We start from the raw sequence: 23471 nt of genomic DNA, 5'->3' as shown, positions 1-23471 counted from the left end.
CCATGGCACGCAGCGGTGACACCGACGTCGAGTTCAACGAGGCCTTCTTCGAGACCATCCTTCGGCAGCCGAGGGTCGAGGCGCTCGTGGACGGCATCGGCAACCGTGCTCTGGGGATCGCGCAGGCCTCCGCACCGGTCGATACCGAGGAGTACCGCGACGGGCTGCACATCGAGCACCACGAGTCCCGCTACCGGCGCACGACCCGCGTCGTCGGCTCTGACGAGAAGACCCTCCTCATCGAGTCGAGGACGGGCAACCTTGCCCGCGCGCTGAAGCAGGCCAAGCAATGAGGGTCACGCCCCCGGATCTCGAGCTGTGGCTGACCGGCTACGTGCGCGCACTCGCCGCGGCCGAGGGGCTGGACGTCTCGGTGTCGAACAAGGAGCCGCCCAAGCTCACCGTGCCGATGACCCGGCCGCTCATCGTCATCCGTGACGACTCCGGCCCACGGCTCTCGCACGTGACCTTCGAGCGTTCCATCGGGGCATCCGTGCTCGCCGGGACCCGGCTGAACGACAAGCCCGCGAACGACCTCGCGCTCTGGCTCGCCGGCGTCCTGTTCGATCTCGATCTCCCCCTTGGGCTGGACGTGCCGCCCCCGATCTCCGCACCGCCGATCGCCGCCGTCGACCCGTCGGGGTGCAACGGCCCGTATGCGGTCCCCGAACAGCTCGACGTCGCCCGCCGTTACCTGACGGCGCAGTACGTCGCGGCCGGCTCCTGGTGAGCCATCACCCGACACACGGATACGTCGGCAGTCGACGTGACCGTTCCACCCCATCCGGCCTCGCACCCGCGGGGCCTTCTTCATGTGAAGGAGAACACCCATGACTGCCGATTCCCAGGGCAACGACCTCGCGGCCGTTGGCGTTCCGATCACCGGTATGGGCGCGTTCGCCCCGGTCGATCTCGCCAACGTCATCGCGAAGGAAGCGCTCGGCGCGAGCCCGCTCGTGCTGCCGGCGGCCGCTCGCCGCCTCGGTCTGTACAAGGTCGACGGCGGGCCCGCGCCCTCGCGCGAGACCGGCGACGCGATCGAGTTCTTCCAGAAGGGCTACACGCTCGCTGGTGAGGGCACCCGCGCCGTCGTCATCAACCTCGCCGAGCAGAACGCCGCCGTGATGGCGCTCACCGAGGGCGCCGAGCCCGACGAGAACGGCGTGATCGAGGTCTCGTCGTCGCTGCCCGGCAACCGCTTCATCCTCTACGTCGTCACCCGCTACCGCGGCGGCCTCGAGAAGCGGCAGGTCGGCGTCGCGTCGGTCACCGCCGTCGAGCCCGACCAGCAGACGCGCGGCGAGGTCGAGGGCATCGCGGTGACGTTCACCTGGCAGGAGGACGAGCTGTTCAACGGCGCGCCGTTCTGGCAGTGGGGCCCCGCGATCCCCGGCTCCGTCGCGGCGACCGGCGTCACGGCCGGCACCCCCGGCGCGTTCACCCCCGCCGGGGCGTCCGCGCCCGCGACGCTCGCGGCGCTGCAGGCGCTCGGCGCGCTGGGGGAGACCACCGCGTGGACGACCGGGCAGTACGTCGTGCTCGGCAACGCCTCCCAGGCGCACTGGGACGGCGACAGCTGGGCCGCGGGCGCCGCTGCCTGACAGACCGGCTGGTCGGGATGTCGTCGGGTCATCCCGACCAGCCACTCCACACCCACCCGACACCACCCGATGACCCGACTAGGAGACCATCACCATGGCAACACCCAAGAGCAAGACGGAAGCCGCACCGGAGTACGACTTCGACAACTGGTCGGAGGAGGCCGAAGAGAAGGCGATCGCCGCGGCCGTCCCCGAGGTGAAGTACATCATCGTCGAGAAGCGGTTCATCGGCCGCCTCAGTGACGGCACGATCATCGAGGTGCCGCTCACGCTCAGCTTCGACTTCATCGACCAGCTGCAGGCGGACTACTCCACCCCGATCGACCAGTTCAAGGCCATCCTCACCGAGATCGGCGGCGAAGCGATCTCCGCCGACTTCGGCAAGCGGGACATGGTCGAGGGCGCGATCCTCGCCGAGAAGTACTTCCGTGTGCTGCAGCGCGTCCAGCAGGCGGCCTTCCCGGAATGATCGCCGTCGCCCGGGTCATCCGAGAGCACCGGGGAAGCGTCGCGCGCACGCTGCGCGAGACGTTCGGTGTAGGCATCTCTGACCTGGGCGACGGCCTCACCTGGGGCGAAGCGCGCCTCCTCATCGAGGAAGCCTCCGCCGACCCCGGCACGCACCTGGGCGCGAAGCTCGCCGGGTGGTCGTATCCCGCGACCACCCGGGAACTGCTGTCGCTGGTGGCCGAGCTCGGCCCGAAGGCGTCCAAGAAACTCGTGCCGTGGGTTCTCCCTGACCCGCGGCGCACCACGACCACCGCGGACGCCGCGGAGGTTGCCGAAGCACAGGCCGACATGGAAGCGGGCCTCGTGTTCGCGTCCTGACCCGAGGGGGTGCTGATGTCCTCCGAGGTCGGTTCCGGTCACGTGTCGATCTTCCCGGTGATGACCGGGTTCAAGTCGCGCGTGTCGAAGGAGACCCGGGCGGCGGGCGCCGCCGGTGCGAAGACCTTCGAGGGCGGCTTCAAGGGCGCAGGGACCGCGGCCGGGCGTGCGCTCGGCCGCGACCTGAAGTCCGCACTGAACACCTCGGCGGCCGGACTGGGCGCTGACGCGATGCGCAAGCTGAACGGCGAAGTCGCCGCCGCGTCCGCCGCGCTGTCCCGGGCGCGACTGAAGCAGCAGGACGAGGCCGGGCGTGTGCGCGTCGCCGAGGTGCGGCTGCAGGAAGCGATCGCGAAGTCCGGCGCGGACTCCGCCGTCGCGGTCGCCGCCGAGGAACGCCTCGCCGCGGTGCGCCGTACCCACGCCGTCGCCGCCGACGCCGTCACCGCCGCGTCCGCGCGCCTCGCAGCCGCGCAGGTCGCCGCCCGTGCCGCCACGGCGCAGCTCGCCGACACGGCGGGGCGCTCATCGACCTCGCTGCTCGGCATGGTGCAGAACCTCCGCGCCGGATGGACGGACGCCCGTGCGGCACAGTCCGCATTCACCGGCATTGCCGGGTCCATCGGCGGCGTGCTGCGCGCCGTGTCCGACATGTCCGGCCTGACCCGGCTGGGCACCATCGCCCGGACCGCCGCGGCGCAGGCGTCGCGCGCGTTCGCGGCGCTGGCCACGCAGGTCGGCGGACGCCTGGCCGCCGGGCTGTCGAAGTCGTTGCGGTCGGTCGGCTCGACCGTGCGCGGCGCGCTCAGCCCGCTCACCGGGTACGTCTCCGCGCAGGCGACGCTCCTGGCGTCGCCGTTCGTGAAGCTCGGCTCCCGGGTCGCGTCGTGGATGAGCCCGGTCACCACCCAGGTGCGGGGCGCGTTCGCGAAGATCGCCGCCGTCGGCGGCCCGGCCGCTCAGCGCCTGGTCAGCAGCTTCGTCTCCGGTCTGCCTCGGCTGGGGTCGGCCGCGGCCTCCGCGTTCCAGGGCGTCGTCTCCGCTGCAGGCCGCGCGGCGTCCGCCGCGGGTGGTGCTCTCGGCCGCGGCATCCAGACAGCCGCCACCGGCGCGGTCTCCGCCGCCGCGATCGGCATCGGTGTCGCGTTCGGGAAGGGCTTCAGCCGCCTCACCGCGATCGACACCGCGCGCGCGAAGCTGACCGGCCTCGGGAACGACGCCGAGTCCGTGAAGACGATCATGGGCGACGCGATGTCGTCCGTGCGCGGCACGAGCTTCGGGCTCGGCGAGGCGGCCACCGTGGCCGCCGCCGCAGTCGCGGCGAACATCAAGCCCGGCGAGCAGCTGCAGTCCCACCTCAAGAACATCGCGAACAACGCCTCCGCGGCGGGGCTCTCGATGGAAGAGATGGGGTCGATCTTCAACCGTGCCGCCACCCAGGCGAACGGTGTCCAGAACGACGTCATCAGCCAGCTCGCCGACCGCGGCATCCCGATCTATCAGGCTCTCGCGGACCAGCTCGGCGTCACCGCCGGCGAAGTGTTCGACATGGCCTCCCGTGGCGAGATCGACTTCGAAACGTTCTCGCGTGCGGCCGAAGCTGCTGCGGGCACCGTGGCCGCGGAGATGGGCAAGACCGTCCCGGGCGCGGCGAAGAACTTCCTCGCCGCGATGGGCCGCATCGGCGCGAACGCGCTCGAGCCCGTCTACTCCAAGATCGGGCCCCTGATCGCAGCGGCGACGTCCGCGCTCGGTCCCATCGAGGAGCGGGCCACGGCGTTCGGTGCCGTGCTGGTGCGCGTCGTCGGCCCCGCGATGGACTGGCTCACCGGCCTGTTCACCAAGATCGGGGAAGGCGCATCCCTCGCCGGTGCCGGACTGGGCGGGCTGACCAGTGTGCTCGCGCCGCTGGGCGCCGCGTTCGCGGCACTCGGGGCCGGGGGACTGGCCGGGATCCTGTCCCGGCTGCCTCTGGTCGGGTCGATGCTCGGCGGGCTCACCGGCCCACTGGCAGCCCTCGGCGGTCCCCTCGGGATCGTCGCGGCCGCGTTCGCCGGGCTCGCGCTGTCCGGCGGGGACTTCGCCGGGCTCGCGTCCGGGATCACCGGGATCGTCGACCAGATCATCGCGGGCCTCCCCGGGCTGATCGATCAGGTCGTCTCGGTCGTGCCGTCGATCGTCGGCGGCCTGGTCGCAGCGATCCCGCAGCTGCTCACGGCGGCAGGGTCGATCGTGCAGAGCCTCATCGCCGGGATCGTCCAGGCGGTGCCGCTGCTGGTGCAGGGCGCGGTCGCGCTCGTGTCCGGACTGATCGATGCGATCGTGTCGAACCTTCCGGCGATCATCGACGGCGCGATCTCCGTGGTGGGCGCTCTCGTCGAGGGCCTCATCAGCGCGCTGCCGGTCCTGGTCGAAGGTGCGCTGCAGCTGGTCAGTGGTCTGCTCACCGCGATCGTGGCCGCACTCCCGCAGATCATCAGCGGCGGCGTGCAGCTGCTCATGGCGCTCGTCATGGGCCTCGTGCAGTCGCTCCCGGTCCTGCTGCAGGCCGTGATCGACCTGGTCGCGGGCGTGACCCAGATGATCATCGACAACCTGCCGATGATCATCGAGGCCGGCATCCAGCTGCTGATGTCGCTGATTACCGGGCTGATCGACGCGCTCCCGATGCTGATCGAGGCCGCGATCACCCTGATCGTCCAGCTGGTCTCGAACCTGCTGACGCAGCTGCCGCGACTGATCGAGGCAGGCATCACGCTCGTCGTCGCGATCATCACCGGGCTGATCGAAGCGATTCCGCAGATCATCGCGATGATCCCGCAGATCATCGAAGCGATCTGGAACGGCCTCGCCGAAGTCGACTGGCTCGACCTCGGAGCGCAGATCATCCAGGGCATCATCGACGGCTTCTTCAGCATGGTGGGATCTCTCGGCGACGCGGTCGGCGACATCGTCGACACGATCACCGACTTCTTCCCGCACTCGCCCGCCAAGCGCGGCCCCCTGTCGGGGTCGGGGTGGCGGCGGCTGAAGGAGTCCGGCCGGGCGACCCTCGACCAGTTCAACGCGGGAGCGAAGGACGGGGCGGGGGACTTCGGGGCGACGCTGGTCGACGTCGCGAAAGACGCCTCGGCCAAGGCGCAGCGAGCGATGACGACCGTCACCGCCACCGTCGCCGCGAACCCGCGACCGGGTGACGCGCCGAACGGTTCGCTGCGAAGTGGGACGTCCGACGCGCCGGTGGTGCAACAGACGAACAACTTCGCGCACCTGGACCCGGAGGTCGCTTCGCAGATGACGAAGAACGACCTGATGGCGACGTTGAGGGGGCTGCTGTGATGCACGATCTGCGGATCCGATCCGGTGGCCTCCTCATCGAAAGCGCACCCCTGCACGGCATCCCGCCCGCGGGCGGCTTCTACGTCACCAAGGACGGCTTCGAGGGGTGGGAGGATTCGACCGAGCCGCGCTCGGAGGCGATCGCCCGCCCCTCGGAGCACGGCGACTTCGACTTCGAAGTGCTGCAGTCCGCGCGCGTCGTATCCGTCGAGGGCGTCATCCTCGCCCCGACCGGCCCCGACCGAGTGCGCCGAGGAAACCAGCTGCGCTGGCTCGGCGCGACCGGCGACGCATTCCAGGTCGAGGTCGACCTCTACGGGGAGACCACCTGGGCGAACGCGCGCCGGGGGATGACCCGGGTGAAGCCCGCCGGGATCCGGGAAGGGTTCCACTGCGCGACGTTCACCTGGCAGTTCGTCTGCCGCGACCCGCGCCGCTTCGGCGCGGTCCAGTCCTTCCCCGCCGGGGTGCCCGCAACCCACTTCGGCAACTTCCCCGCCTGGCCGACGTTCACGGTCACCGGAACCGCCCCCGGCGGGTACACGATCAACGGGCCCGGCGGGCGCCGCATCGTCGTCACCCGCGCGCTGACAGCCGCGCAACCGCACGTCATCGACACCGCCACCGGCGGGCTGCTCATCAACGGGACGCGCGTCGAAGGCGGCATCACCGTGTGGGAGCCGTGGACGATCGCGCCCGGCGTGACGGCGTTCGCCCACACGATCAGCGCCGGCGCGCTGCGCGTCGATGTCCGGGACACATTCGTCTGACGCCTGGAGGTGCCCATGCAGCACGCCGTTCTCGCCTGCCACGGCATCACCGGGGACGTGCTGGACCGGCTGCCGGTCACAGCGTTCACGTACGACCGGCTGCTGTCCGCACGCGGCGACGGGTCCGCGACGATCCCGCTCGCCTCCCCGTGGCGCGACCTCGACTTCCGCGGGCTGACCCGCCCATGGGAGCGGATGCTCGCGCTCGTGCGCGGTGGACGAGTCGCCTACGCCGGGTACATCACCGGCCGGGAGTACGACTTCGGGTCGCCGCTGCTGCACGTGCAGCTCGGCGACCTGTGGGCGTTGCTGGAGAAGCGCCTCGCCGTCGACCACTCCATCAACGGCGTCGAGAAGTGGCAGGTCACGATCACCGCGTCGCTCGCCACCCACGCGAACGTCGCCCTGATCTGGGCGCGAGACAGCTACACCGGCACGCCCAGCGCGATGTTCCCCGTCACCATCCCCGGCCACGCCGACGCACCCGCCGTCACCCGCACCTACTACGGCTACCACCTGCAGACGGTGGCGGACATGTTCGCCGAGCTCGTCGCGGAAGGCCTGGAGATCTACCTCGAGCCGCGGCTGAGCGAGCAGGGGAAGGTCTACTGGTACGTACGCGCCGGCATCGGCTGGACGAGCGGCCTGAGCCGAGATATCTACGTCTCCACCCCGACGTCACCCGTGACCGCGCTGAAGTGGCGCGAGGACGCCGCCCGGGTCACCAACAACGCCATCCGCGTGGGCGAGGGGTCCGAGCAGGACATGCTCACCCGATCCAACGTCAACCCGTCCTCACCGCTCCCGCTCCTCGAGCGGGTCACCGCATCGAAGACCGTGGCGGACAGTGTCCAGCTGCAAGCGCTCACCCTCCAGGACCTCAAGACGTTCGGTTCCCCGACCGAGCAGTGGGACGTCACCGTGACCGCCGACACCCAGATCGACATCGGCGACACCGCGCGCATGCACGTCGACCGCGACTGGTGGATCCCCAGCGGATGGCACTCGCGGCAGGCCGTCCGGATCTCCGGTGACCTGTCCGAGCAGGTGCGCGTCGCGTTCCAGCCGACCGGAGGTGCCTGATGGTCGACCACCTCGACCTCAAGATGACCTACGCCCAGCTCGTCCGCCTGATCAAGGATCAGACCACCGCGCTCATCCAGCGCTCCGGCATCGGCAGCGCCGGCCTCCGCGTGCACAGCGGCGGGTTCATCACCATCGAGAACGGCGGCCTGAACGTCGACGGCATCGCAACTGTCGCGGGCAAGCTCACCGGCAGCGGCACCTTCGACTGGTGGGGTCCCTCGATCCTGCGAGGCGAGGTCAACGTCACCGGCGACCTCTACACCTCCGGGCAGATGGGCATCGCCGGGCTACTGACCGTGGCCGGCGCGACGACGCTGAACGGCGCCGTCACGATGAACAACGACCTCACCCTCGGCACCGGTCGCGTCCTGGCCGGCCCGCTGCGGATCGACCGCGCGGGCGGCTACGGCGGCCGCGTGTACTCGTCGAGCATCCTCGTGCTGGAAGCAGCGAACGCCGTGCTCATCCCGAACGACGTCGACATCCGCGGAATCCTCCTCACCGACGGCCTCGACGTGGACGGGCCGAAGAACTTCCGGATCGACCACCCCACGAAGCCCGGCTACTGGCTGCGCCACGGCTCGACCGAATCACCGGTCTCCGGCACCGAGTACACCGGCACGGCCACCATCGGGCCGGACGGGTCCGTCGACGTCGAGCTGCCGGACTACTTCGAGGCGCTGAACAAGCCCGACGGCCGGACTGTGCACGTCACCGCGGTCGGGCGGCCCTTCCTCGTGGGTGCCGACAAGCCCCGTGACGGGAAGGTCACGATCTACGGCGACCCGGGCCGCGACGTCGACTGGATTGTGAAGGCCGAACGCGAAGGGGCCGACTTCCCCCTCGAGGAGAAGATCCCGACCGAGCCGGAGCCCGAGGCGGAACCCGAGCGGCCGCAGGAGCCCGAGGGTCCCGCGGATGAGCCCGCATCGATCTGGGAGCTTCCCGGCGTGCGGGCAGGAGAGGAGTAGCCATGGGTGGACTCGTCATCGAAACCGTACGCCCCGGGGTGCAGTTCGTCCCGGTCGCGGCCGCCGCGTTCCGCCGAGCCAACGCGCAGGTGCGGGCCGAGTTCGGGCGCGACATCGACTCGAACTCCACGTATCGGTCCTGGTCGGACCAGATGCTCATGTTCACGAACTGGAACCGGTACGTCGCCTCCGGGCGGCTGCCGGCGCTGTACCCGGGGCACAGCAAGGCCGTGCACCCGTCCGAGTCGTTCCACGTCAGCGGGCTCGCGCTCGACTCCGACGACTGGAAGATCCCGCGGATCGTCGCGATCCTCGCCGAGCACGGCTTCATTCGTACCCGCCTGCACGTGCCCGGTGAGGACCACCACTTCGAGTACGTCCAGAAGCGCGACCGCCACTTCGGCGAACCGATCCCCACCGGCAGCGCGACCGCGCCCGCCACCACCGCACGACCCGAGTCCGAGGAGGACGAGATGCCCGATTCCATGTTCGCGATCGTCGACGGCGTGCCGTCCTGGTGCTGGCTCAACTGGGGCACCGGCGCTCTCGTCGCCGTGCACACCCAGGCCGAGGCCGACTGGATCGGCTCCTACATGGGGTCGATCCGGCAGGATCTCCGGTTCGCTCGCGTCAACGGCGCGCAGGTCACGGATGGCGGCACCGAGCTCTACAAGAACAAGCTCGCCATGTTCGGGCTGCTCTGCCCGAAGCCGACCATCCAGCGGGGCGGCTTGTCCGACGGGGACTTCACACGCCTCGAAGCGATGATCACCGCCGGCGTCAAGGACGCGCTGACCGGCGTCGCCTGATGCGCACGCGCGTAGTCGGGGGAGGTGCGCATGGCTGAGGAGCTCCCACCGTCCCTGTTCAACATCCTGCGCAGCGACCTCCGGGATACGCGCACCGAGATCAACGGACGCCTCGACGGGCTCTCGCGCGACATGGTCACCGCCTCGATGCTCGCGCAAGTCCAGGCGAACCAGAAGGAGCGCGACGACCGGCAGGACGCGCGACTCCGCGACCTCGAAGAGGCCGACACCGAACGTGAGAAGGAAGCGCGCCGCATCGCGGAGGAGCAGCGGAAGACCCGCGCGCAGCAGATGTTCTCCATCGGCCTCGCCGGATTCGGTGCCCTGCTCTCCGTCATCGGCGGAATCGTCCTCTGGACCGTGACGACCGGTCTGCAACAGATCGCAGGAGGTTGAGCATGTTCTCGACGAAGATGTGGACCGTCGGCTACAAGGTCATGGGCGCGCTGATCGTCGTGCTCGTGCTCGGTGCGATCGTCCTGGTCTCGCTGAACAACGCGCAGCTGCGCGCCGAGAACCAGGACATGTACGCCGACCTGCAGGCGTCGCAGGCCAACGCGCAGAGCCTTTACGAGCAGCTGCTCGCTGAGGGCGTCGAGCCGGAGGGCGAAGCGCCCGCCGAGGTCGTCCCCGGACCCGCAGGAGATCCCGGCCCGCGCGGACCGTCTGGCCCTGCAGGCGATGACGGCCAGCCCGGCGCGGCAGGGCTCCCAGGTGCACCCGGCGCGAAGGGTGACACCGGCGACCCCGGACCGCAGGGCACACCGGGAGCCACCGGCCCCAAGGGCGACATGGGCCCCGCCGGGCCTCCCGGCGCCACCGGCGCGACCGGCCCCACCGGACCCGCAGGTCCGCTCTGCTCCGACGGGTCCACGGCCGTAACCGGCTGGATCACCATGGCCGGCACCGAGCTCGGCCCGTTCACCCCGACGCAGGCGACCGTCTGCGTCCACCCAACGACAGGAGTCACCCCATGAGCAAGCTCACCGACCGCACCTGGTGGAAGGCAGCGCTGCTGCGCGCTCTCTACACGGCCATCGCGATCGTCCTCCCGTACCTCGGCGGCGCGCTGCTCGCCGATGTCCCGTGGATCACCGCGGCATCCGCGGCCGCGCTCGGCTTCCTCGCCTCGCTCGCGACGTCCATCGCCGGACTCCCCGAGACGCAGGGCACGAACCTGCCCTGGTGGCTCGCCGCCGTCGAGCGCGTCGTCAAGACCTTCGCCCAGGCCCTCGCCGCCGGATTCCTCGGCGCGACACTGCTCTCCGACGTCCCCTGGTCGACCGTGGTCCAGGCCGCACTCATCGCCGCGCTCACCTCGCTGCTGCGCCTCGTGCTCGCCACGCTTCCGCAGGACCCGACGATGCAGCCCTCCGACGGCATCACGATCCGCGGCCCGCTTCGTCTCTCGGGGACAGCGATCGTTGTCGACCAGGTGAACCACTTCGACACCACGGACCCGCGCGAGGCGGCAGAGCTCACGTCCACGCAGCTGCGTCGAGACCTCAAGGGGGAGTGATGGCCGTCGTCACCTTCACGCTGACCGACTTCGGACTGGAGACGCTCACCGACAAGTCGCCGCGCGTCATCTTCACGCCGTCGTCGGCTGGCGTGAAGGGGGCGCAGCTGTTCCCGACGACCCCGATCGTCACGATCCCCGACGCCGCCGGCAACGGGTCCGTCACGCTCGAGGCGACCGACGGGGTCGTGCCGACCGTCTGGTATTCGGTGTCGATCGAGCACCTGCAGCCCGGCGGTGAGTACACGCACTACGACGTGCTCGGCTATCGGCTGTTCGTGCCCGAGCAGGGCGGGCCGATCGGTTCGCTCCCGGGTGCGCCCCTGTCGCCGCAGAGCGTCCTCGTGTCCCTCGACCCGCCACCGCCCGGATACAAGGGCTGGTGGCTGTATTCCCCCGCGCAGGGGCAGGAGATGCCCCTCGACGACCCCCTCATCGGGGAGCTAAGGCTGGTGAGCTGACATGGCCGACATCATCCCCATCACGAACCTCCGCGGGCCCGCCGCGCGCATCTCCTCGTTCACGGCGAAGACCGTGCCGGCTGATCAGCCCGCTGCAGCTCGCATGACGGGGCCCGACCAGAACCGGCAGATTGAGGTCGACGTCCCCCGGGGGCTCCCTGGTGTGAACGCCGTGGAGAACGACCAGGCGGTCGCCACGTACCTGGGCGCACCAGACTCGCAGACCTACCAGGCCGCGGCCGAGTCCTTCACGCGCGCCGACGAGCTCGTGATCAATGTGGCGCGCTTCCCGACCGTTCAGGCTGCTTTCGACGCCGCACCGGACGGCGCGCGCCTGTACTTCCCGCCGGAGATGAGCCCGGTCACTGTCCCTCCGAGCAGCTTCCAGCACAAGGCGAACAACCAGACGGTCGACGCCATGGGTGTGGAGTTCCTCGTGTCGACTTGGGGGACGCCGGTCTTCTTGGCTGTTCGGTCCTCCCTGGGCGTCGGGGCGAATGGGCACACGTGGCGCATCGGCCTGGTGCGCTTCGTCGGCACCCGAGGCAACCACACAGGGGCGCCGATTCGCGGATCGGCGCCGTACTGCTCCGGCTGCGCCGTCTGGTCGAACGGCGACCGCAACTACGTCGAGTACCTGCGCACCGACGGCATGCCGACCCCGATCTTCTTCTCGTCGTGGGACGGGAGCAGCGTGAACGACCGCACCGGAGTCGGCAACCGGATCGGATACCTCGAGGCGACCCGCTACAACTTCGCACTGCTGTTCGTCAGCCAAGAGGGATACGACTGGGGAGACGCGTACTGCCACGACGACCTCGATGACTCCGGGGGCGTCAATCCGACCCACGCCATCTATGGTTCTGCATCATCGACGTTCCGTTCCCGGGGCGGACGGATCGGGAAGTGGACGGTCGAGAACAACCTCAGCGGAGCCCCGTTCCAGCTGAAGTTCACCGACGGGGTGGTTGCGGGCACGCTGTCAGGCAACGGATCCGCAGGCGTCGTCAGCATTCAGAATTGCCACGACTTCACAGCGGAAGGCATTCTGGGACAGAACGTCAAGACGGCAGTGACGGGTTCGCGCTTGGTCGAGCTCGTAGGCACGGAGACCTGCAAGCGCCCGAACATCGGGCGTGTCTCCGTCGACAAGGCGACGGGCGTGAACACGGAGTCGGTGCTCCTCATCCTCGATGAGAGCGGCTACATCGGATCCATCACGGTCACCAGCCGCAACACGAGCAACGCCGGCGCAGAGGTCTCCCTGCGCGGGGTCGGAGCGTTCTCGATCCCTGCGATCCTCGTGAACGCGCGCGGCACAGCGAACCGACCGGTTCGTCTCGGCAACGGGGCGGAGGACGGGCGCGCGGCGGGCTGGAACTTGCCCAACGTCCGATCGGTCGGCGGCGGATCGACATACGACCCGATCCCCGTCGAAGAGTTCGCGCAGTGCTACAACAACGCGTGGGGCGACGGCAACGCGTACCTCATCGGATCGATTCCGAATAAGGGACTGTTCCGACGTGGAATGCGATGGAGCGCTTCAGCCCCATCGTCCGGCGCCCCTCGTGGGTGGACGCAAACCGTGAACGGTGCGCTTTCCAGCGCCACGTGGGCGGCGTCGACCGCGGTGGTCGCTGGCGCATGGTGGAAGCTGGCGAACGGCCGGGTGATCCGCTACCGCTCCTCCGGGACGACCGGAACGGCCGAGCCGAACCCCACCGCGATCGGCGAGCTCGGGAATGATGGAACCGCCTCCTGGGAGTACATGGCGGATTCATCCGGCGCCGTCGTTTCCGAGGGCAACCTATAGCTGGACCACAAGGGCCCCAGCCGCATCGAGTGATGCGGCTGGGGCCCTTCGTCGTGTGTGCGCGGAGCTAACTAACGGGCTGCGGTCGCCGCGACGCGAGCGCAGCCGTAGACCTCTCTTCGGCCGCTTGGCGTCGTCGGTCGCGTGCCACGAGCACGAGAAGAGTGATCATCACCCAAGTGACCGTGGAGATGCGGTTCGCGGTGAGCGGGGAGAATCCGGCGGAGCCCGCGACGGTCACGACCGCGAGCCACGTCGCGAACCACTTCGCCGACTTGTCCTGGTCGCGCCGCAGCGTGAAAATCGCCGCTGTGACGAAGGCGAGAAGGAACAGCCCGATCACTCCACCGACGATCAGCGCCTCGGCGACGGCGCCGTCGTACGGCATCTTCCAACCGGCCGCGCCAACTCCAGTGAGCGGGTTGTAGGCCAGCACCTGGCCAATCACAGTCGTGAAGGTGGAGTCGGTGTCGAAGCGGCCGGCGCTGTAGAGCTCCAAGAACCCCTGGTTGTTCGAGGTCACGAACAGCCGACCGAGGTAGTTGGCACCCGTCCACTGCGCGAACACTCCCGACTGCAGCACGCCTAGCGCGATGAGGGCCAGGCCGAAGACGGCGGCGACCTTCCGCCCGCCGCGCTGCGACCAGAACCAGTAGATGACGATCGCCGGAAGGCCCCCGAAGATGAAGACCTTCGACACGCTGATCAGCCCGCCGAGGGTCATCAGCGTCACGAGCAGCGCGACCAGCACGGGCCGGTTGTTCCACGCGTAGATCGCGCCGAGCCCTGCGACCCCGTAGAGCGCACCGGCCTCGGACGGGAGGTTGAAGATGCCCGAGTAGCGGCCCAGTTGGGCGGCGAGGTCAGCAGTGGTCGCGCTGTCCTCGCTGGCCCAGAACGGACGCATGAAGGCGGCGACATCCACGCGGGTGGAGAGTACGGCGATGGCGCCGTTCACCGCCATCGCGACGGCAACGATTTTCGCGAACCGCTTCAGCAACCGCTCCGCGTCATGTTCGGGGACGACCGACCAGATGAGGAACATGAGGGCGAGGGGAGCAAGTACGTTGTCCATGCCGCCGAGGAAGGAGCCTGCCTCGTACGGCATCTCGCCCGCACTCGGTGCGATCACTCCGAGCGTGGCGATCACGATGTACAGCACCCACGGAATGAAGAACCGGAGTCCACCTTGGGGGCGGAAATGTGAGAACACCACCGGAAGCAAGAGGAGAAAGAGCCCGTACACAGCTGCCTGCTCGGTGCGGATGCTCTCCCAGAGGTAGGGCCCGAACGTCGCCAGGGCGAGGCAGGTCACGACGAAGCCCGCGAGGCGGGAGCGGCGCGCGTCGGTGTGGGGACCGGTGAGCTTGGCCGTGATCATGCTCGCGGGTCTGACGTCGCCTTGCGGATGCGGATCGTCAGGGCCCACCCGGCACCACCCACGAGCAGAATCGCTGCATACCAGAACATCGCTGTGCCGTAGTTCAGCACCATCCCCAGCACGCCGATCACCATCACGGCGACGGCCCACATCAGGTCTTTCAGGGTGCTCACAGTCACGACTCTAAGCGATCCCAGCATTCATCTGCACGACGACGATCTTGCCGCGTGCCCGGACGGCGCCCTGGGCCTCTACTCGCCCCCGTGAAGAGGCCCGGGACGGGAGTCATCGTCTGTGCCGAAGTTCCCCAGAACATTCGTCGCCCCAGCGTTGCAGCAGATGGTGCTCCTTGTGAGCACGGGGGGCTGTGCTCACGCGAGTAACTCTAGTCGCGCGAGTAATTCGATTCTGGGGGGGGGGGGGGGGGAGCTCGATTCCGCGCGCGGCAACGGTTGAAGTGTGGCCTTCGAACGGGCGTTGGAAGGCTGCTCTCGTCCGTGACGAGTCGCGCGACGGGTCAGGGCTCGGATCGCGTCTTGTGGCTGCGATTCCGTACGAAGCCGAAGATGAGCGTCCCGAGGAACAGGATGATTCCGATGATGGCTAGCCATAGGAGACCCTTGATGGCGAAGCCGACCACCGCCAAGACGGCCCACAGGATGAGCAAGATAACGAGGACTGTCCACATGTCGCTCACGCTACGCGCATCGACTCGGGATAGATATGCCAACTTCAGTGAGCTGCCTCATAGTGGAGCCGACACGCGCTGGCGATTAGTACCCGGGTGCACGCCGGATCAGCGAGAGCTTCGCGAAGGAACTCGGTCCACCGGCCCGCGCTGGAAGCTGTGAGCACGCACATCTTCGGGGCGTAACGTTTGAAGATGAACGCACAATTGAAGAACGTAGAACCGCTGGGGCTCAAAGCGGTCATGCTCAGCTCGCTTCCGGCGACGCTCATGACGGATGATGCCCCGGACCGCTACACCGTCGAAGCGGTGTTCACGCGTCAGGCCGATCGCGACGAAGTCGCCGCGATCCACGGGGTGCCGATGCGCGACTTTCTTTCCGCCCGTGGATATCCGACGGTGGAGTTGAAGGTCTCAGATCGCCGACTGGAGATCGCCAACACCAATCTGCCTGAGTTGCGAGACGGCCTTGCCGCAGTCATCGCGGAACAGTTGGTAGAAATCAACCGGCGCCTCGTCGCGGAACGACTCGTGTCCGCGCTGGGGCTCGAGAAGGCTTCGGCGCGCGAGCATGAACGAGTCGCGCTCGTGGCATCGCTCGCCGAGTCCGTGGTGTTCGCCGCGGGAGCCCACACCGCGTACAGCGACGACGCATCCCGGGCGAGCGACTGGGAAGAGGAGGGTGGGGCACCCCTAAGTTAGGGGCTCCACCGCTGGGAGGTCATCATGGGTGACACCGCTTCGGTCATCCGAACTCGCCCGCGTGACCGTGCCGCGAGTTCGTTCACGGCTCTCGCGCAGCAGGTGCGTGACGCTGGTCTGCTCCGCCGACGATACGGGTACTACTGGACCAAGTTGGTTGGGGCCCCTCTTGCGGTCGCGCTGGGTCTCTTTCTCTTTGTGTGGTTGGGAGACACCTGGTGGCAGTTGTTTGTGGCCGCAGGATTCGCGGTCCTTTTCACTCAGATCGCGTTCCTCGGTCATGACGCGGCGCACCGGCAGATCTTCGTCTCAGGCCGGTGGAACGACTGGGTGAGTCTCATCCTTGGTGACTTGCTTGTGGGCATGAGCTATGGATGGTGGCAGCACAAGCACACCAGGCACCACGGCAATCCGAACAAGCTCGGTGTCGACCCGGACATCGAGCTTCCGGTCATCGCTGTCACTGACGAGAGTGCCAAGAAGTACCAGCGTGGGCCGTTGCGGTGGCTGCGCGCACATCAAGGGTGGTTCTTCTTTCCGATCCTTCTTCTGGAGGGAGTTTCCCTTCACGCGTCTGGAGTCCGTCGGGTGTTCGCTCGAGGGCACCTGGATCGTCGATGGGTGGAGATCGTGTTCCTCGGGGTCCGTATCGGTGGCTACCTGGTCGTTGTCTTCTTGGTTCTTTCGCCAGGGATCGCTTTCACATTCCTCGCCGTGCAACTCGGGCTCTTCGGCTTCTACATGGGCGTATCGTTCGCGCCGAATCACAAGGGCATGCCGGTGGTGCCACGCGATCTGAGGCTCGACTTTCTTCGTCGCCAGGTGATGATGAGCAGGAACGTTCGTGGTAGCAGGCTGCTCGATGTTGCGATGGGGGGATTGAACTATCAGATCGAGCATCATCTTTTCCCCTCCATGCCACGCCCTCATCTCCGCCGCGCAGCGCCCATCATCGAGGACTACTGTCGCGCACAAGGCGTGCCCTACACCGGGGTAAGCCTGTTTCGGTCATACGCCATCGTTGTCGCGTACATCAACCGGGTTGGGTTGGGCGAAAGGGATGCCTTCGCCTGCCCGCTCGTCGAGGCGAGAGCCTCGATCGGATCAACTGCTTACGTCGCGTGAGGTGTGGGTTATGGGCTGATCCGATTGCGCGTAGTGTTGCAAGCAGAGCGCAGCTCGGGACTCTGGGGAGAACCCTTGTGAAGGCTCCGGTTGAGGGGCTCTTGCCCCGCGGTTGCGATTCGCCCGCCGCGAGAGCCCTTCTCCTGTGAGGCGGATCGAACTACAGGTTCCAGTCCGCCCAGTCGTCGGGCAATAGTCCCATCGCTGCGGCTTGAGCGGTCGGATCGACGCAGACCGTGACCCTGGTGTGGGCGCCGATGAGTACGCTGACTAGGCTGCCTGCGGTGGCGAAGGTAACGAACGCGGCGGTGTCGCTGTGGGCGGCGGCCTCGATGCGATCCATGAGAGCCACCACGTCGCTACCCGGTGGAAGCGGGTAGGTCTCGTCGTCGAACGTAATCGTCGTGCTCTGCGTCATGATCACCTCGATGTTGGTGCGCGCTGGCCGCCCGCCCCTTCAAGGCTAGCTGCGTGGTCACAGGTGCGACCGGGGGTTGCACTCCGGGATCGATCGTGCGCGGTATTGCTCCCACCTGGTGGATTGCCTCGTGACTAGGGATAGCGGTCGCGTCGACGGGATCGGAGCGATGGGCGGCTGCGGAAGTCCCTGGCAGCCGCCGTGTCCTCCGCCCGAGCATCCAGACGCGGTAGGTTCCCAGCATGAGTGAGCGGAGCCGATGGCGGGAATGGATGGCCGCGACCGATGACGAGCTGCACCGGCTGACCGGGTTGCGGTCCGACCGGCTCGTGCGTTGGGACTATCTGGGGGCCTTCGAACGTGGTCTGAGCCCGAGGGAGGCTGCCAGTCGCGCGGCGGCTGAGGCGGAGTGAGCGGATTGATGCTGACGCGCCGACCGGAATGGACGGGGCACGACTGAACTCACCCTGGTGAGACGCTTCGAAGGCGCTTCAGCTCCACCGCGGCGCGACGCACAATGGGTCCTAGAGTGGCCTGGCGCAGCCCTTGGCGGGGTGGTCGCTCGACTCGCGCCCCCTCCCTGTCCCCCGGGGAGGGGGCTCCTGCGGTTCTGATCCTGGGGTGGTGATCGCGCACTGCTCGCCAGCGATCACGGCCGCTGTCGATCCCGTGCTGCTGAGAGGATGCGAGCATGAAGAGTCCGGCGAATGTGGGCGCCGCAGAGCCTTCCGATGCCGCGCGGCGCCGTTCCTGCGACATCGCAGTTCGCATCTTGGAGAACCTGGCGGAGCGTGACGCTCGCCTCGAGGCAGGCTCTACGGCAGCGGTGACAATCGAGGGGGAGGAGTGTATGGCTCGCGCGACCCATCTAGGCTGACAGGCACGCGGTCGGAGAAATCGCTGACGCCTTCCGCCCAGTCGCTCACCTCCTCGGCGATGTACACCACGGTTCGCGGCGTCGGCTTGAGGAAACGTGGACCGGCGCCGCGGAACCTGAGATCGCGTACTCGCCAAAGCGGAAGCTTCGGCACGAGGACGCTGAGCGACGACTCGCTCACGTAGGTTCGCCGCCGCAGCGTGGCAAGATCGGCGTCGGCGTAGACGTATCGGCGATCTGGGCTCGGAGGAGTGCGGTACCCGGCGGCGGGACCCAGCACCCAGTCCGTGGCGACAGTAGCTTCCAGCCAGCGTCGAAAGAGGAGCTCGTCGAAGAGTGTCTGCCCATCCGTCAATGTCCATACCGGAGGGCCAAGACCTGCAGGGGAGCGCAGAAGCGCCAAGAGACGCGCGGGCGTTAGCCCCGGCACTACCGTCCCGGCTTCCCCTAGAGTCAGCCACGTCGTTTGATGCGAAGGGCGCGTTGTCATGCCGGCGAGTCTAGGGCGACCCTCGCAGCGGTAGCCTCCGGTATGGCGTCGCGCCAGTCTTGCTTCGATCATCCGAGTATGGACGTCTCACATTCGTCTCACATGGCGAAGTTCGCGGGTGTCCCTCTCTGTCTGTTGATGTCGGCTACCGTTTGGAGAAACACCCTGATCACAAGGGTATAAACGGGTCTATGTCCGTGAGAGTCGGTACGTGTCGTATCGTGTTTTGTCGACAAGGGGTCGCAGGTTCAAATCCTGTCAGCCCGACCAGAAAGCCCCGGTGAGAGCATCCTTCTCACCGGGGCTTCGTCGTTTCCGGCTTTGCGGATCTCGCACCGCTGCGGCGGAGAGGCGGACAACGCCGGTGTGTACCCGCCGTCAGGGGAGGAGCGAGTGCGCGCCCAGGGCGTGCCACGTGCGGTCGTGGTAGACGAGGGCGCGCTCGGCGTGCCGGGCGATGTGCGCCTGCAGGCCGTGCGCGGCGATGACGGTCGAGCCGCCCGCCTCCATCCGGCTCACGACGGCGCAGCGCACCCAGGCGCGGGCTCCCGCGAACACGGGCTCCCCGGTGGCGAGCGGGGCCCAGGCGTTCGTATCGGCGAAGCGGTCGATGCCGCTGGTCGCCCCTAGGCGCGCGAGCTCGATGTCGTCCGCATCCAGGAGGTGCACCACGACCGTCGCGGCCGAGGTCAGGGTCTCCGCCGCCGACGACAGCGCCGACACCGAGAACACCAGCAGCGGAGGATCCACGCTCACCGACGACACCGACGACGCCGTGAGCGCCACGGGGCCGTCCGCCCCCTGCGCGGTGATCACGGCCACGCCTCCCGGGTGCCCGCGGAACACGGCCTTGAACGTGTCGGCGCCGACCGACAGCCGGTCCAGCACGTCGGAGGCGGCACGCTCGCGGGCGGGGGACGAGGACGAAGCGGCGGGGGCGGTCATGCCACGACGGTACGCACGGCCCCCGCTCGGACCGGCCCTCGACCGCGGCACTCGCGTTCCGCTCGCGTCACCCGCCCCTGGTCAGTGCGCGAGCAGCGATTCCAGCGCCCGGCGGTGCGGGGCGAGCCACGCGGACACGAGGCGCGTGCGGTCGTCGACCTCGGCGGCCGGGAACGCGAGGCCGCGCACGGGCACCGTCGCGCCGAGCTCGACCAGCAGGGGGCGCAGCGTGTGCTCGACGGCGAGGGTGTGCGCGGGGGAGCCGATCGTGAGGACGGGCACGGCGACCACTCCGTCCAGCCCGCCCGCGTCGACGCGGTCGAGGAACGCCTTCAGCAGCCCGGTGTAGGCGGCCTTGTACGTGGGGCTCGCCACGACCACGACATCCGCCGTCGACACCTCCTCGACCAGGGCGTCGATCTCGGGGTCGGGCACGACGAAGACCCGGTCCGCATACGCCGCGAGCTCGATGGTGGGCAGCACCTCGGCGCCCGTGAGGTCGGCGAGCTGTGCCGCGACCTCCTCCGCGACGCTCGTGGTGCGGGAGGACGGGTGGGGGTTCCCCACGAGGACCGCGATCGACGTCATGAGTCGATTCCAGCCCGGCGGGCGCGGCCGGGCAAGCGCAGCGACGCGTAGCGTCACGAAACCCGACGCCGCCGGAACCTACCCGCTGTGGTCGGCCCGCTCAACCCCCTCGGCACCGGGAACTCCGGGCGGCACACTGGGCGGACCGATCGAAGGAGGAGACATGGCATCGACACCCGACGACGTCGGCGGTCAGCCGCTGCGCGACGGCGACGCGACCACCGAAGCAGACCCGCGGGACGATCCGGCGCAGGCGGAATGGGAGCGCACGGAGGCCCTCGACGACGGCGCCTCCGCCGACGAGCTCGACACGGCGACCGCGACCGGGCGCGACCCGGACGAGATCCCCGATCCCGACGACGAGGTCCCCGCGGACGACCTGCCCGGCTCCGGCCCGCAGCCCGAGAGCCAGGGCGAGGACCCGGTGCTCGCCGACCTCGGCGACGAGGGACAGGGCGACCTGGGCCCCGGTGACGTGTGATGACCGTCACCGCCGTGGTCACGCGGTCGAAGAACGGCCAGTGGGTGAACGAGGCCGAAGGTGCTCCGGAGCTCTCGCGCAGCTACGCCAGCCGGGATGAGGCGATCGAGGAGGGCGAGGCGCTGGCGTCGGAGCACGGCGTGCGCCACACGGTCGAGATCAGCGAACCGACCGGCACCATCGTCGACCAGGACGACAGCGTCTGAGCCCTCAGCGCAGGCGGCCGAGGTCCTCGCGGTCCCGCGGCTCCTCGCCGTCCTGCGGCTGCTGGAGGTGCCCGCACTCCGGGCACCTCCAGCCGCCGGGCACCGCGAGCATCACCACGTCGTCCTCGGGACAGTGCGGTGCCGTGCGCGCGGCGTTCGTCATCGTCTCAGGGTAGAACCGCCGGACCGCGGGCGGATAGCGACCTTCGTCCGGGATCACCCGAGCAGGATGAGCTCCCGCGTGCTCCGGGTCATCGCGACGTAGCGGTCCACCGCGCCGGTCAGGTCGTCGCCGAACCGCTCGGGGTGCACCAGCACCACGAGGTCGAACTCGAGTCCCTTGGCCGAGGTCGGCGTGAGCGAGCGCACGCGGTCGGTCGGGGGGAACGAGGAGTCCCCGATCACGCAGGCCACACCGTCGGGGTTCGCCGCGAGCCAGTCGGCGAGCACGGCGGGCAGCTCTGCCACGGCACCGGTCCGCACCGGGATGCCGCTCTCGCGCACCGAGGTCGGGACGTTCGCGTCGGGCAGCGCCGCGAGGATTCCGGGGGCCGCGACCGCCATCACCTCCGCGGGGGTGCGGTAGTTCACCCCGAGGTGGGCCACGCTCACCTCCCGTACGCCGACCCGGGCGAGCCGCTGCTGCCACGTCTCGGTGAAGCCGTGTCTCGCCTGGGCGCGATCCCCGACGATCGTGATGCTGCGCGAGGGGCACCGGGCGAGCAGCATCCGCCACTGCGCATCCGTGAGCTCCTGCGCCTCGTCGACCACGATGTGCCCGAACGGCCCGGCGAGCTCGTCCGGCGGCAGCACGGGCGGTGCGTCCACGCCCACGAGCACGTTGCGGGCGTCCTGGCCACGCAGGATCGACATCACCTTCATCTCGCTGTCGTCGTCCTCGATCAGGTGGTCGACCACGTGCGACATCTGCTCCTGCGCCGAGGCGATCACGGCGTTGCGGCGGTGGGCGGCTCGCACGGCCTCCGGGTCGCCGATGCGCCGGTGTGCCGCGTCGAGCAGCGGGAGGTCGGCGTCGGTCCAGGCATCCGGACGGTCGCGCTGCAGCAGCGTCACCTCGTCGGGGGTCAGCGTAGGGGCACACGCCCGCAGGAACTCGGGGGAGCTCCACAGCCGAGCCACCACCTCGCCCGGTGTCAGCAGGGGCCACGCGCGCACGAACGTGCCGGTCAGCTCGTCGTCCTGCCGCAGCCACCGTCGCACCGCGTGGGGCGGCACCTCGTCATCGTTGACCTGTTCCACCAGCAGTTCCAGCAGCTCTTCCCACACCTCGTCGCGCGCCTCGTTGTGGGTCGCGGCGGGGTCGGCACCCGCGAACACCTCCGCCCACTCCTCGCGGCTGAGCCACAGGTCGGCCCACGGGGAGTCGAGGCGCGTCGCGTGGCCGGGCGGCCGCTCGAACGCGGCGGCCGCGGCGGCGAGCACGGCCTCGGGGTCGAGCGCGGCCTTGAGCGCGGCGATCCTCTGGTCGGCTTCGGGCGGGGCCGTCGCGCCTTCCGGGGTGAGGTCGCGGAGGGTGCACAGCCGTACGGTGTCCTCGCCGAGGCTCGGCAACACGTCTTCCACGTAGGCGAGGTAGTGCGGGTTCGGGCCCACGAGCAGCATCCCGCCCGCGCTCGCGGTGAGGTGCGGTTCGGCGTAGAGCAGGTGGGCCGCGCGGTGCAGCGCCACCACGGTCTTGCCGGTGCCCGGACCACCGTCCACCACGAGGGCGCCGCGGGACGGGGTGCGGATGATCGCGTCCTGGTCGGCCTGGATGGTCGCCAGCACGTCGCGCATGCGGGCGGTGCGGTGCGTGCCGAGGCTCGCGATGAACGCGGACTGGTCGTCGAGGGAGGCCGCGCCGTCGAAGCCGTCGGCGGTCAGGGCCTCGTCCCAGTAGTCGCTGATCCGGCCGTCCGTCCACCGGTATCGGCGGCGGGAGATCAGACCGCGGGGGTCCTCCAGCGTCGCGGCGAAGTAGGGCTCGGCGGCGGGCGCACGCCAGTCGATCAGCAGCCGGGTGCCGTCGGACGCGGCGAGCCCGGTGCGGCCGATGTAGACGGGCTCGCCGTCGGCGGGGGTCATGCGGCCGAGGCACACGTCGATGTCGAAGCGTTCGAGCACGCGCAGGCGCGACGACAGCCGCCGGATCTCGAGGTCGCGGTCCACGGCGGCGCCCCCGGAGCCGGCGCGCACGCGACGGACGTCGTCGAGCCGTCGGGCGACGTCGGCGCGCTGACCGTCGAGTTCGGCCGCGATGCGCTGGAGGTGTCGGCGATCGGCGTCGATGAGGGCGGGGGCGGTCTTGGCCTGTTTCTCGGGGGAGAGGTGGAAGGGGTCGATGGGCATGAATCTCCTTCGCGTTCCACGCGC

At 69.1% G+C, this 23471-nt stretch carries 28 protein-coding genes; 20 read left to right on the top strand and 8 right to left on the bottom strand.

All coding sequences use genetic code 11. From position 1 onward, the window contains the following. Positions 1-2: 2 nt before the first annotated feature. The 15 genes from ACFV3I_RS12820 (at position 3) to ACFV3I_RS12750 (ending at position 13197) form a co-directional block, all read left to right on the top strand. On the top strand, positions 3-293 hold the full coding sequence (locus tag ACFV3I_RS12820) for an HK97 gp10 family phage protein (RefSeq protein ID WP_378823017.1): 291 nt from the start codon (positions 3-5) through the stop codon (positions 291-293). Continuing rightward, positions 290-730, top strand: coding sequence for a hypothetical protein (locus tag ACFV3I_RS12815; RefSeq protein ID WP_378823016.1), 441 nt, complete (start codon positions 290-292; stop codon positions 728-730). Before ACFV3I_RS12820 ends, ACFV3I_RS12815 begins: the two co-directional genes overlap by 4 nt. Positions 731-830: 100 nt before the next feature. Next, the gene (locus ACFV3I_RS12810) at positions 831-1601 is read left to right on the top strand and encodes a hypothetical protein (protein WP_378823014.1); all 771 of its coding nucleotides are present in this window, start codon (positions 831-833) and stop codon (positions 1599-1601) included. Positions 1602-1695: 94 nt separating this feature from the next. Next, positions 1696-2070 carry a hypothetical protein gene (locus ACFV3I_RS12805; RefSeq protein WP_136036968.1) on the top strand — a complete coding sequence of 125 codons (375 nt, stop codon included), beginning with the start codon at positions 1696-1698 and terminating at the stop codon, positions 2068-2070. Continuing rightward, positions 2067-2429 carry a hypothetical protein gene (locus ACFV3I_RS12800; RefSeq protein WP_378823012.1) on the top strand — a complete coding sequence of 121 codons (363 nt, stop codon included), beginning with the start codon at positions 2067-2069 and terminating at the stop codon, positions 2427-2429. The genes ACFV3I_RS12805 and ACFV3I_RS12800 overlap by 4 nt, the downstream gene beginning before the upstream one ends. A gap of 15 nt (positions 2430-2444) precedes the next feature. Then, positions 2445-5768, top strand: a complete 3324-nt coding sequence (locus tag ACFV3I_RS12795) for a tape measure protein (protein ID WP_378823010.1) — start codon at positions 2445-2447, stop codon at positions 5766-5768. Further along, a complete protein-coding gene (locus ACFV3I_RS12790) occupies positions 5765-6538 on the top strand; it encodes a hypothetical protein (protein WP_378823007.1) in 774 nt (257 codons plus the stop codon). Before ACFV3I_RS12795 ends, ACFV3I_RS12790 begins: the two co-directional genes overlap by 4 nt. A 15-nt stretch (positions 6539-6553) precedes the next feature. After that, positions 6554-7621, top strand: a complete 1068-nt coding sequence (locus ACFV3I_RS12785; RefSeq protein WP_378823005.1) for a hypothetical protein — start codon at positions 6554-6556, stop codon at positions 7619-7621. Further along, positions 7621-8595, top strand: a complete 975-nt coding sequence (locus tag ACFV3I_RS12780; protein ID WP_378823003.1) for a hypothetical protein — start codon at positions 7621-7623, stop codon at positions 8593-8595. The genes ACFV3I_RS12785 and ACFV3I_RS12780 overlap by 1 nt, the downstream gene beginning before the upstream one ends. Before the next feature lie 2 nt (positions 8596-8597). Continuing rightward, the gene (locus ACFV3I_RS12775; protein WP_378823002.1) at positions 8598-9404 is read left to right on the top strand and encodes a hypothetical protein; all 807 of its coding nucleotides are present in this window, start codon (positions 8598-8600) and stop codon (positions 9402-9404) included. A 30-nt stretch (positions 9405-9434) separates the two neighbouring features. Then, the gene (locus ACFV3I_RS12770) at positions 9435-9800 is read left to right on the top strand and encodes a hypothetical protein (protein ID WP_136029223.1); all 366 of its coding nucleotides are present in this window, start codon (positions 9435-9437) and stop codon (positions 9798-9800) included. 2 nt (positions 9801-9802) lie between these two features. After that, complete coding sequence (locus ACFV3I_RS12765; RefSeq protein WP_378823000.1) at positions 9803-10381, top strand: hypothetical protein; 579 nt, start codon at positions 9803-9805, stop codon at positions 10379-10381. Further along, positions 10378-10923: a holin gene (locus ACFV3I_RS12760; RefSeq protein WP_378822998.1), complete on the top strand. Its 546-nt coding sequence runs from the start codon at positions 10378-10380 to the stop codon at positions 10921-10923. Before ACFV3I_RS12765 ends, ACFV3I_RS12760 begins: the two co-directional genes overlap by 4 nt. Beyond that, the gene (locus ACFV3I_RS12755; protein ID WP_136029227.1) at positions 10923-11384 is read left to right on the top strand and encodes a hypothetical protein; all 462 of its coding nucleotides are present in this window, start codon (positions 10923-10925) and stop codon (positions 11382-11384) included. Before ACFV3I_RS12760 ends, ACFV3I_RS12755 begins: the two co-directional genes overlap by 1 nt. Positions 11385-11556: 172 nt before the next feature. After that, positions 11557-13197: a hypothetical protein gene (locus ACFV3I_RS12750; RefSeq protein ID WP_378822996.1), complete on the top strand. Its 1641-nt coding sequence runs from the start codon at positions 11557-11559 to the stop codon at positions 13195-13197. Positions 13198-13264: 67 nt separating this feature from the next. Here the strand turns inward: ACFV3I_RS12750 and ACFV3I_RS12745 are convergent, their stop codons facing one another. The 3 genes from ACFV3I_RS12745 to ACFV3I_RS12735 form a co-directional block, all read right to left on the bottom strand. Continuing rightward, on the bottom strand, positions 13265-14578 hold the full coding sequence (locus ACFV3I_RS12745; protein WP_136029231.1) for a hypothetical protein: 1314 nt from the start codon (positions 14576-14578) through the stop codon (positions 13265-13267). Continuing rightward, complete coding sequence (locus tag ACFV3I_RS12740) at positions 14575-14751, bottom strand: hypothetical protein (protein WP_168442779.1); 177 nt, start codon at positions 14749-14751, stop codon at positions 14575-14577. Before ACFV3I_RS12740 ends, ACFV3I_RS12745 begins: the two co-directional genes overlap by 4 nt. 344 nt (positions 14752-15095) lie before the next feature. Beyond that, positions 15096-15266 (bottom strand): hypothetical protein, encoded by a 171-nt coding sequence (locus ACFV3I_RS12735; RefSeq protein ID WP_378822994.1) that lies wholly within the window; start codon positions 15264-15266, stop codon positions 15096-15098. Between the two features lie 195 nt (positions 15267-15461). Between ACFV3I_RS12735 and ACFV3I_RS12730 the strand changes: the two genes are divergently transcribed. Both ACFV3I_RS12730 and ACFV3I_RS12725 read left to right on the top strand, forming a co-directional pair. Further along, the gene (locus tag ACFV3I_RS12730; RefSeq protein WP_136029235.1) at positions 15462-15968 is read left to right on the top strand and encodes a hypothetical protein; all 507 of its coding nucleotides are present in this window, start codon (positions 15462-15464) and stop codon (positions 15966-15968) included. 24 nt (positions 15969-15992) lie between these two features. Then, positions 15993-17093 (top strand): acyl-CoA desaturase, encoded by a 1101-nt coding sequence (locus ACFV3I_RS12725; protein ID WP_136029237.1) that lies wholly within the window; start codon positions 15993-15995, stop codon positions 17091-17093. Positions 17094-17253: 160 nt separating this feature from the next. On the opposite strand, the gene ACFV3I_RS12720 is transcribed toward ACFV3I_RS12725, so the two are convergent. After that, a complete protein-coding gene (locus tag ACFV3I_RS12720; RefSeq protein WP_136029239.1) occupies positions 17254-17511 on the bottom strand; it encodes a hypothetical protein in 258 nt (85 codons plus the stop codon). Positions 17512-17753: 242 nt separating this feature from the next. Here ACFV3I_RS12720 and ACFV3I_RS12715 point away from each other — a divergent pair, with 242 nt between their 5' ends. Next, complete coding sequence (locus ACFV3I_RS12715) at positions 17754-17924, top strand: hypothetical protein (protein WP_168387267.1); 171 nt, start codon at positions 17754-17756, stop codon at positions 17922-17924. 1332 nt (positions 17925-19256) lie between these two features. Here ACFV3I_RS12715 and ACFV3I_RS12710 read toward each other — a convergent pair. Next, complete coding sequence (locus tag ACFV3I_RS12710; protein ID WP_247638899.1) at positions 19257-19823, bottom strand: flavin reductase family protein; 567 nt, start codon at positions 19821-19823, stop codon at positions 19257-19259. Between the two features lie 81 nt (positions 19824-19904). Continuing rightward, the gene (locus ACFV3I_RS12705) at positions 19905-20411 is read right to left on the bottom strand and encodes an NADPH-dependent FMN reductase (RefSeq protein ID WP_378822990.1); all 507 of its coding nucleotides are present in this window, start codon (positions 20409-20411) and stop codon (positions 19905-19907) included. A gap of 163 nt (positions 20412-20574) precedes the next feature. Between ACFV3I_RS12705 and ACFV3I_RS12700 the strand changes: the two genes are divergently transcribed. Together ACFV3I_RS12700 and ACFV3I_RS12695 are read left to right on the top strand one after the other, a co-directional pair. Then, a complete protein-coding gene (locus ACFV3I_RS12700; RefSeq protein ID WP_136031249.1) occupies positions 20575-20892 on the top strand; it encodes a sugar ABC transporter ATPase in 318 nt (105 codons plus the stop codon). Continuing rightward, entirely contained in the window at positions 20892-21098 is a 207-nt protein-coding gene (locus ACFV3I_RS12695; protein WP_136045527.1) for a DUF2188 domain-containing protein, read from the top strand. The genes ACFV3I_RS12700 and ACFV3I_RS12695 overlap by 1 nt, the downstream gene beginning before the upstream one ends. Before the next feature lie 4 nt (positions 21099-21102). Here ACFV3I_RS12695 and ACFV3I_RS12690 read toward each other — a convergent pair whose 3' ends face one another. Together ACFV3I_RS12690 and helR are read right to left on the bottom strand one after the other, a co-directional pair. Then, a complete protein-coding gene (locus ACFV3I_RS12690) occupies positions 21103-21261 on the bottom strand; it encodes a hypothetical protein (protein WP_168442822.1) in 159 nt (52 codons plus the stop codon). Positions 21262-21314: 53 nt separating this feature from the next. Beyond that, the gene (gene helR / locus ACFV3I_RS12685) at positions 21315-23447 is read right to left on the bottom strand and encodes an RNA polymerase recycling motor ATPase HelR (protein ID WP_378822988.1); all 2133 of its coding nucleotides are present in this window, start codon (positions 23445-23447) and stop codon (positions 21315-21317) included. Between the last annotated feature and the right edge of the window lie 24 nt (positions 23448-23471).

This window comes from Microbacterium sp. NPDC059771 (genome assembly GCF_042732495.1).
GTDB classification, from domain to species: domain Bacteria; phylum Actinomycetota; class Actinomycetes; order Actinomycetales; family Microbacteriaceae; genus Microbacterium; species Microbacterium sufflavum.
Note: the sequence above shows the minus strand (reverse complement) of the source record. Positions and strands in the feature narration are given on the sequence as shown.

Coding starts and splice junctions, on each gene's coding strand:
- ACFV3I_RS12820 (WP_378823017.1), top strand. CDS start 3: ATGGCACGCAGCGGTGACACCGACGTCGAGTTCAACGAGGCCTTCTTC.
- ACFV3I_RS12815 (WP_378823016.1), top strand. CDS start 290: ATGAGGGTCACGCCCCCGGATCTCGAGCTGTGGCTGACCGGCTACGTG.
- ACFV3I_RS12810 (WP_378823014.1), top strand. CDS start 831: ATGACTGCCGATTCCCAGGGCAACGACCTCGCGGCCGTTGGCGTTCCG.
- ACFV3I_RS12805 (WP_136036968.1), top strand. CDS start 1,696: ATGGCAACACCCAAGAGCAAGACGGAAGCCGCACCGGAGTACGACTTC.
- ACFV3I_RS12800 (WP_378823012.1), top strand. CDS start 2,067: ATGATCGCCGTCGCCCGGGTCATCCGAGAGCACCGGGGAAGCGTCGCG.
- ACFV3I_RS12795 (WP_378823010.1), top strand. CDS start 2,445: ATGTCCTCCGAGGTCGGTTCCGGTCACGTGTCGATCTTCCCGGTGATG.
- ACFV3I_RS12785 (WP_378823005.1), top strand. CDS start 6,554: ATGCAGCACGCCGTTCTCGCCTGCCACGGCATCACCGGGGACGTGCTG.
- ACFV3I_RS12780 (WP_378823003.1), top strand. CDS start 7,621: ATGGTCGACCACCTCGACCTCAAGATGACCTACGCCCAGCTCGTCCGC.
- ACFV3I_RS12775 (WP_378823002.1), top strand. CDS start 8,598: ATGGGTGGACTCGTCATCGAAACCGTACGCCCCGGGGTGCAGTTCGTC.
- ACFV3I_RS12770 (WP_136029223.1), top strand. CDS start 9,435: ATGGCTGAGGAGCTCCCACCGTCCCTGTTCAACATCCTGCGCAGCGAC.
- ACFV3I_RS12765 (WP_378823000.1), top strand. CDS start 9,803: ATGTTCTCGACGAAGATGTGGACCGTCGGCTACAAGGTCATGGGCGCG.
- ACFV3I_RS12760 (WP_378822998.1), top strand. CDS start 10,378: ATGAGCAAGCTCACCGACCGCACCTGGTGGAAGGCAGCGCTGCTGCGC.
- ACFV3I_RS12755 (WP_136029227.1), top strand. CDS start 10,923: ATGGCCGTCGTCACCTTCACGCTGACCGACTTCGGACTGGAGACGCTC.
- ACFV3I_RS12745 (WP_136029231.1), bottom strand. CDS start 14,578: ATGATCACGGCCAAGCTCACCGGTCCCCACACCGACGCGCGCCGCTCC.
- ACFV3I_RS12735 (WP_378822994.1), bottom strand. CDS start 15,266: ATGTGGACAGTCCTCGTTATCTTGCTCATCCTGTGGGCCGTCTTGGCG.
- ACFV3I_RS12730 (WP_136029235.1), top strand. CDS start 15,462: ATGAACGCACAATTGAAGAACGTAGAACCGCTGGGGCTCAAAGCGGTC.
- ACFV3I_RS12725 (WP_136029237.1), top strand. CDS start 15,993: ATGGGTGACACCGCTTCGGTCATCCGAACTCGCCCGCGTGACCGTGCC.
- ACFV3I_RS12720 (WP_136029239.1), bottom strand. CDS start 17,511: ATGACGCAGAGCACGACGATTACGTTCGACGACGAGACCTACCCGCTT.
- ACFV3I_RS12715 (WP_168387267.1), top strand. CDS start 17,754: ATGAGTGAGCGGAGCCGATGGCGGGAATGGATGGCCGCGACCGATGAC.
- ACFV3I_RS12710 (WP_247638899.1), bottom strand. CDS start 19,823: ATGACCGCCCCCGCCGCTTCGTCCTCGTCCCCCGCCCGCGAGCGTGCC.
- ACFV3I_RS12705 (WP_378822990.1), bottom strand. CDS start 20,411: ATGACGTCGATCGCGGTCCTCGTGGGGAACCCCCACCCGTCCTCCCGC.
- ACFV3I_RS12700 (WP_136031249.1), top strand. CDS start 20,575: ATGGCATCGACACCCGACGACGTCGGCGGTCAGCCGCTGCGCGACGGC.
- ACFV3I_RS12695 (WP_136045527.1), top strand. CDS start 20,892: ATGACCGTCACCGCCGTGGTCACGCGGTCGAAGAACGGCCAGTGGGTG.
- ACFV3I_RS12690 (WP_168442822.1), bottom strand. CDS start 21,261: ATGACGAACGCCGCGCGCACGGCACCGCACTGTCCCGAGGACGACGTG.
- helR (WP_378822988.1), bottom strand. CDS start 23,447: ATGCCCATCGACCCCTTCCACCTCTCCCCCGAGAAACAGGCCAAGACC.